This is a genomic window from Mesorhizobium sp. M4B.F.Ca.ET.089.01.1.1, assembly GCF_004022605.1.
GTDB classification, from domain to species: domain Bacteria; phylum Pseudomonadota; class Alphaproteobacteria; order Rhizobiales; family Rhizobiaceae; genus Mesorhizobium; species Mesorhizobium abyssinicae.
On record NZ_RZOS01001133.1, the window covers coordinates 1 to 675 of the forward strand.

General features: G+C 59.9%; 2 protein-coding genes. Both read right to left on the reverse strand.

The window, feature by feature from the left end:
- Nucleotides 1-183, reverse strand: a 183-nt coding sequence (locus EN780_RS36435) for a hypothetical protein (RefSeq protein ID WP_133372965.1), incomplete at its 3' end; no start/stop codon positions are given.
- 193 nt (nt 184-376) lie between these two features.
- Nucleotides 377-595: a hypothetical protein gene (locus tag EN780_RS36440; RefSeq protein ID WP_095517096.1), complete on the reverse strand. Its 219-nt coding sequence runs from the start codon at nt 593-595 to the stop codon at nt 377-379.
- Nucleotides 596-675 lie beyond the last annotated feature (80 nt).

A 675-nucleotide genomic window follows, 5' to 3' on the forward strand; every position in this document is an offset into this window, starting at 1 on the left:
GTCCTGGATCACTTGCGCATGGCGGCGTTCGCCGTACTCGGCTTTAAGCCTCTCAATCGCATTGTTGCGGTTCTCGATATGGAGCACCTTCACTTTCTCCTCCCAGTGCTCGCTCGGATCGTCGAGACTCATCGGGGTGGAGTCGAAATCATAGGCAAACGGGTGATATTCGCCGCCGCCCACGGTCTCGCACGGATACGTGCCCCTCATGGTCGTAGAGGCCGCGCGGCAGGTCGGCGACCGTGATGAACCCTTCTGATACAGCGCTCTCCGCGTGGCCGTTGCTCTCGGTCTCAGCGGCTTCCCGGCGCTTGGGCGCCACGTGCTCAGGTTTCATATCTTCGACAGCAGTCGGCTCTTGATCGGCCATGGTCCGTCAGCTTGCCGTCGCGGGTGCGGCCGTTCGGCGGCGCATCCTCACCTTCAGCGCATCCGGATGGAAATTGCCCATAAGATGGCCGCATCCTGTTGTACGGAAGGGCGAAGGCTTGTTCTTGCCCCCGACCGCCTCGAGCTTTTCGTATAACCCTTCGCTGACGGTTAGCATACGTGGATCGGCCCAGATAAAGAGATTATCGTCAACGATCTTCCTCATTCTGAAGATCCATGAACTCGGCGCGCCGGACGCCGAACCACAATGTGCGCTTGCCATATAGACCCTCCGCGAGGCTGTCG